4 protein-coding genes and 1 pseudogene are annotated in these 7,144 nt (G+C 40.4%); 2 read left to right on the top strand and 3 right to left on the bottom strand.

Features of this window, described 5'->3' with window-relative positions; genetic code table 11:
* Window positions 1-1,014: pseudogene (locus IV86_RS08425) on the top strand (IS30 family transposase); the annotation flags it as partial.
* A gap of 81 nt (window positions 1,015-1,095) precedes the next feature.
* Here the strand turns inward: IV86_RS08425 and IV86_RS08430 are convergent.
* Both IV86_RS08430 and IV86_RS08435 read right to left on the bottom strand, forming a co-directional pair.
* Window positions 1,096-3,297 carry an alpha-galactosidase gene (locus IV86_RS08430; RefSeq protein WP_056979569.1) on the bottom strand — a complete coding sequence of 734 codons (2,202 nt, stop codon included), beginning with the start codon at window positions 3,295-3,297 and terminating at the stop codon, window positions 1,096-1,098.
* A 57-nt stretch (window positions 3,298-3,354) separates the two neighbouring features.
* Window positions 3,355-5,283, bottom strand: coding sequence for a sugar MFS transporter (locus IV86_RS08435; protein WP_011673107.1), 1,929 nt, complete (start codon window positions 5,281-5,283; stop codon window positions 3,355-3,357).
* 234 nt (window positions 5,284-5,517) lie between these two features.
* Here IV86_RS08435 and IV86_RS08440 point away from each other — a divergent pair, with 234 nt between their 5' ends.
* Entirely contained in the window at window positions 5,518-6,348 is an 831-nt protein-coding gene (locus IV86_RS08440) for an AraC family transcriptional regulator (RefSeq protein WP_011673106.1), read from the top strand.
* Window positions 6,349-6,794: 446 nt separating this feature from the next.
* Here the strand turns inward: IV86_RS08440 and IV86_RS08445 are convergent, their stop codons facing one another.
* On the bottom strand, window positions 6,795-7,019 hold the full coding sequence (locus IV86_RS08445) for a hypothetical protein (protein WP_056979570.1): 225 nt from the start codon (window positions 7,017-7,019) through the stop codon (window positions 6,795-6,797).
* Window positions 7,020-7,144: the final 125 nt, after the last annotated feature.

Raw genomic sequence — 7,144 nt, forward strand, 5'->3', positions numbered from 1 at the left:
TTGATGCAAGAACCGTCTATCACACCACGCCTAAAAGGTCACCATTTATCGGAAATCGAACGCGGTTAAATCACCGCTTGGCACATTGAAGGATGCTCAGTACGGCAAATAGCGATTCGATTAGGCGTCTGCCACCAGACCGTCAATAATGAGCTCAAGCGTGGTCGAGTCACGCAAGTTAAACGCGTTAATAATCAGAAACACTACTTTGAAATTTACAGTCCTGAAGCCGCTCAGAATCGCTATGAAATAAAGCGGCAAAACTGCGGACGCCCATTAAAATTTAGCCAAGTGACGGCCTTCTTAGCCTACTTTGATGATAAGTTCTGCCATGAGGGCTGGTCGCCGGACGCTGCCGTTGGTTATGCCCGTAAGCACCGGTTATTTAAGCCGGCCAAAATGGTCTGTACGAAGACTTTGTACAACTATATCGATGCGCAACTGTTGGAGATCCGTAACCTTGATCTGCTGGAAAAAACAAAAAGTCGGGTGACCCAGCACCACTCGCACCAACATCAGCGCCTATTCGGTCGTAGTATTGAAGAACGGCCAAAGCGAGTAGAAATGCGTCACGAGTTTGGTCATTTTGAGATCGATACTGTCATTGGCAAACGTGCTGGTAGCGAGAGTGTCCTATTAACGTTTACCGAACGTAAAACGCGCTATCTGTGGCTTATGCATGCAAAATATTACGGCTGAATTCGGTAACGTTATGCGGACAGTTACGGCGGATAACGGAACAGAGCTCACCACGCTAACGGCTGCGCTTGAGGGTATTACCGAGACTTATTATACCCACCCTTATAGCTCGGCCGAACGCGCCACTAATGAGGTCCACAATCACTCAGACGTTACTTTCCTAAGGGGTAATCACTCGATCTAGCTACACCCAGTCTGGTCCGTCAAGCTGAATCTCGGCTCAACCATCTCCCGCGCCGTTTACTTAGGTTCTGTACACCAGCTGAAGTATTTCGAAAGGAATTAGCGCGTGCGCGTAAAGGCCGCGCCGCCTGATCCACCTGGAACTCCCATGAGCCCTTTCGTCTGTGTACTTTACCGGCACTGGTTAACTTACTATTGCAATTTACGTAAAAGTTAGTTCTCAGTGACTGCTTTAAAATGATAGACCTTTGTTGTGTAATCTTGGTAGACTACTGGATCATAGAAGCCAAGTTGCATCAATTCATCACCACCAAATATCGCCTTAGTAGCAATATTTTGGTAATTCAGCTTGGGATTCAAACCGACTAATTTGGTTTTTGTCAAACTGGGTTGGGCATAGGATGTCAGATTAAATACCATGACAATCGCTTCATCTTGTTGAGGTGAAACAAACATCCATGCTGCTTGATTGCTAGTAATTGGTGATTTTAAGCGATAAAATTCACCAAATTGAATCAGTGGTCTAATCTGTTTATACTGTACAACTTGCTTTTGGACTATTTGTTTATCCGCTGAACTGAGTTGTGTTAGATCCAATTCATAACCTAAGACACCGCTTGCCGCTACTGCACTTCTAGTCGACATTGACGTTTCACGACCTGTTTGCTGATTAGGGCTCACTGAGACATGGGCGGTAGCTAACGAAATTGGATAGGCTAAACTAGTCCCATATTGAATCGTCAATCGCGCAACTGCATCAGTGTTATCACTAGCCCAAATCTGTGGCATATAGTAAGCCATCCCAGCATCAAATCGACCGCCACCACCTGAGCAACCTTCAAATAAGATATGCGGATAAGCTGTCGTCAACCGTTCCAATAATTCATACAGACCTAAAACATACCGATGATAGACCTCACCCTGGCGTTCTGGTGGTAAAGCAACGGAATAAATATCTGAAAGGTGGCGATTCATATCCCATTTAATATAATCAATTTGCTTCGATTTTAGAAGTTGATCAAGCTGGTCAAAAATATTATTTCGTACGGCTTGCCGACCAAGATCTAAAATATACTGATTACGTGATGGACTTGGTGATCGGCCAGGAACTTGCATTAAATAATCTGGATGTTGCTGATACAGCTTTGAATCATATGAAATCATTTCTGGTTCTAACCAAATACCAAATTTAAGGCCTTGTTCATGCACATATTTCACAAAATGATTTAAGCCCTGCGGAAATTTTCTATGATCAACTTGCCAGTCACCTAATGAAGAATTATCATCATCACGATGTCCAAACCAACCATCATCTAAAACAAACATTTCAATGCCTAACTGCTTGGCTTCATCCACGATCGGCTTCAATTTTGCTTCGTTAAAATCAAAGAATGTTGCTTCCCAGTTGTTAACTACAATCGGACGCTCTTGATTTTTAAACTCACTACGTACTACTCGTTCACGGATCAAATGGTGGTAGGCTTGGCTCATCGCGTTCAAACCTTTATTTGTATAGACCATTAATACTTCTGGTGTTTGGAAAGTCGCGCCAGCTTTAAGTTGCCAATTGAAATTATAACTATTAATACCGACCATTAGATGAAGTTGGTCAAGTTGATCCTTTTCCAGTTCAAATGCGTGATTGCCAGAATAGACCAAGTTAAAACCATATGCATCACCGCTAAACTCTGTCGTAGTGTGATCAACCAAGGCCAAAAATGGATTCATTTGATGACTGGAAGTACCCCGCAAACTACCAAAAGTCTGTATTCCATAATTGATCGAACCCCGCTCTGGATGGCGTTCATTGGCATGCGCTCCAGGTAATGTAATTGTTTCGAACTGACGATCCGTAAAATCGATTTGCATTGAAGCAACTTTTTCTAAATTAACTGCATGATCACCTTGATTACAGACTTGCACCGAGCGCGTGACCACTGGTCGATCACGGTAGATCGTATATTGTAGATCAAACTCGACTTGGCTTACTTGATCAACTAATACGATAGTCAAAGTTTCTGCCTCTGTTTCATCCTCCACAAAAGCTGCCGGTAGCCCGCTTAACTTTGGTTTACCCGCTTCGATCCGATATCCCTGATAAACTAAGTATAATGCATTAGCCCCATCAGTATGACGAACGATTGCTGCTGGTAAGTGATAATCCATTTCACCAGCCGTACTGTATTCTTTCGGCAAAGTATCACGTGAAAAAGTGCGATCAGTCGATCCCGGTAAATTACCGGAAAAACCACGATCGACTCGTGGATAGCGCAATTCACCGTGGTAATGGTCCACATGCCCACCAAAATATAAATGACTTAAAGTACCGCCCTGCTCAACTGCAAAGATATAAGAAAGAGTTTGATTATGCAAATGAAAAACGCGATTCGCTTGATCAACCGTAATTAATGACATTTTATTTCCTCCTCGGGGAATTACTAATTTTAAAATTAAATGATAACCAGTGGCACATTATGCTTTAGTATGCAACTGTAAAATATTATCAGTTGCTTTAACGGCTTGACCTGGCTTGACTAACCAATCCATCATAGTGAATTCGGTTGAATTAGTCACTGTCATAATAACCGTATCATCTAAACCAGCTTGTTTGATCGTTGGATCCCAAAACTCAAGTAATTCATCCCCTTGTTGTACATGCTGCCCCTCCTCAACATAAGAAATAAATCCCGTTCCTCTAAGTTTAACAGTTCCCAAACCAATATGGATCAATAAGACGATCCCATTATCACCGACTAAGCCAACTGCATGTCGTGTGGTAAATACTTGACGTACCGTTGCATCAAATGGAGCTAATATTCGGCCATCACTAGGTTTAATAGCAAATCCGTCACCTAACGTTCCAGCCGCAAAAGTTGGATCATTGACTTGGGCAAGTGGAATCACTTGCCCAGCGATTGGTGTAGCTAAATCAAGTGATGTAACTACTTTTTCTGCTACCTGATCAGTGGTATTATCGAACTTTGTTCTCCAGGTTCTTTCAAGTTCAGCCACAATTTCGGCGTGTTTTTCTTCGGTTAAGAATATTTGCTTTGAAAAAATGCCAATAGCGATAAGTAGCATTAACGCGGGAAAGGCAAACATCGTTAATTTAAAATGTAATTGTCCTGCAGCAGTGATAGAAGAAGCAGTCGCACCAGTCGTCATACCAGAAATAATGGCAATTTGGCCAACAACCCCGTTAGAGATAGCGCCACCAAATTTATCGATCAACGGCCGCACTGATAAAGCCAGCGACTCATCACGATGCCCCAGCTTCAATTGACCGTATTCAACAGAATCCGTGATTACCATCAAAACTACTAAAAAGACCATCTGTTGCGGGAACCCAAACATAGTTGCCGCTAATAGAACCAGCCATAAATTACTGCCAGCAATGGTAAAAATCGCAATACCACCTAGCATGAACACTAAACAGCCAGCAAAAACACCTTTACGACTGAATTTTTTCGATAATACTGGAAATAGCGATGTAGCAATCAAACCTAAGAAAATATTAATGATCGATAGAATAGAAAATGATTTCGGCTTACCCATAATATACGTGAAATAATAGACTTCCAGTGAACCTAAAATATTAATGCCCACACCATAGAATAAATAGGCTAAAGCTGCCCATAGCAACTGATCATTTTTAGCCAGTGCCTTAAAAATCTCCATCACACCAACTGTATCTTGTTTATTTTTACGAATATCACTATCAACTTCACGTGTACCTAAGCCAACACCCCAGGCTGAAATTAAAGCTATCAAGCAGATGATCAAGGCAAAAATGAACCAACCACGATTATCGCCAGTACTAGTCGCCTTGGCAGAAAAGAAGATAACTGCCGGCATGACCAACACACCAACCAAGCCACCACCAATAGTTGACCCTAAGCGGGCAAAAGTAGCAGTTTTTTCGCGTTCTCGTGAATCAGTGGTCAAGGAAGGTAACATTGACCAAAAACCAACGTCTTTAAACGAATAGAAAATATCCATCGTAATATACAAAATTGCAAAAACGACCAAATAAATCATTGCGTTTTTAGCATAGAGGCCGCCTAAATTAGTAAATAATAGCAAGAGAATAATTGAAGAGACGGTCCCACCGACTACAACCCATGGCCGGAAATGACCCCAGCGTGTTTTAGTTCGGTCAATTGCGTTACCGATAAAGGGATCAATGAATAGCTCAACGATTCGTAACACCATAATAATCAAGGTCACCAAACTGACCATTCGATTATCTAGTGCTTTGTTGCCGGTATCAAAAAGGTGTGAAGTAATGAAGATAATTAAATATCCGGAGAGGATACTATAGAAAGCATCATTACCAAAAGCACCAAAACCATAGATTAGGCGACCTCCTAACCCCATTTTATAATTATGTTCTTCCTGCATAAATGAATTACCTGCCCTTCAAATCATTTTTTGTATCCGTTTTCATTAACAAAGCTCATTATAATTCCTGTCTATTGGGTTGCCCATAGTAATCTTTATCAATTTTTTGTTATTTTTATTAGTAAACAATTTGACATGTTTTTCTAAATAGCAGTATAGTGTAGCTATTTATTAATTAGTTGAAAAACATTTTCACATATTTAGCAAGATATTTTAAGTAAATGGAGAACTCATATGAATGGTGAATATAAAACTTTAGCGAATAAAAGCTTCGAAAGTAATGTACTCTTTTTCGGGCAAGAGGCTTGCCTACCGAATTACACTTACAAAGGTAATAATGTCAGAGACAGCTATGTTATCCATTACATCCAGGAGGGTAAAGGTACCTTTGCTGCAGCTAACCATCCAGCAACCGTATTAAAAGCCGGCGATATTTTTATACTACCTAAGGGAACACCTTGTTTCTATCAAGCTGACAATGACCAACCGTGGAAATACTTTTGGATCGGTTTTTCCGGTATCCGTATCGAAGCAATGCTTTCTGGTTCTTTATTAGCTCAGAAATGCTACTTACGCCAAGTACAAAATGGCCAATTTTACGCCGATCTCTCTGAACTTTATAAAGTTTTACACATCCCTAATTCATTGATAAATGATGTTCTATTAGGGTCTTTGATCTATCGAATGTTCTATGACTTATTGCGCTGGTATCCCGCTGACGCCACCAACATAAAAGTAAAGTCAACTGAACAATTTAACTTAGCTGTTTCTTACTTGCAAGAAAATTATAGTACTGGTTGTACCATTATGGACCTCTGTCATTATCTTAATTTATCACGAAGCTATCTCTACACCTTGTTTAAAACGCACGCTAATACCTCGCCACAAAAATTACTAACTAAATTGCGCTTAGAAGATGCTAAACAGCGTCTAAGCACTAGTAATAATTCAGTGCAAAGCATTGCCAATATGGTAGGCTACAAGGATAGCTTCACTTTCTCCAAGGCATTTAAACGCTACAGTGGTGCTAGCCCCAGCTATTATCGTAAAAGCATTGGAATCTAAATCATAATGACCACTATGTTGCCCGTGTGATTTGTCTTTCTGCTAATGCTATCGAATTACATAAGGAATAGTTGACCTGTAAAAATTATGGTACCACCGTAATAACGCGCGACTTTTTTCAATTTTGCTGTGTGTTGATATTAACTGATACAGCCTTTTTTAAACAAACAAAAACCGACAATCAACGCGCTATTGTCGGCTTTTGCAAATAAGAATTATTTTGTTTATGCGTCTGCAAGATACAAAGTTGAGCTTCGAAATCCCGCAGCAATCGCGTTTATTTAATTATCTTTGAGTTCTGTGTGTTTCGTGTGTGTGTTTGAGAAATTTAGTCAATCATACCCACTTAGCAAGCATTTCTAACGAACGATTCTGATCAACATGAACATAAGTCTGCATGAACTCTTCTAACGTATGTCCCATACGCGCTGCCGCCCACGGATAACTCATCCCGGCTGTATTTTCCCAAGTCTTGTTGCAACTGTATGCCGCAATGAATACATCGACCACTGCATCTCTTTAGGCGCAGTAATATCGGCTTCATTACCAAGTTTGATTAACATTTCATTCAAACTAGCTTGAGTTACTGGATATCTTAACTTAGCAACACGATAGTCATTTAAATTCAATAGAATAAATTTATTATGGTTTTTAATTCCTCTTTCTCGCAAAAATTTATTCTCGCGCGTTTTATAATTAAGTTAGCCATGTAGCTAAAATGGTAAAAAAAAGACACCAAGACGAAAAATTCAGGTACCATTGAAATTCCTACAACAAACAATGAAAGAAGTTTTCG

It is taken from the genome of Pediococcus pentosaceus (genome assembly GCF_001437285.1).
Classification (GTDB): Bacteria; Bacillota; Bacilli; order Lactobacillales; family Lactobacillaceae; genus Pediococcus; species Pediococcus pentosaceus.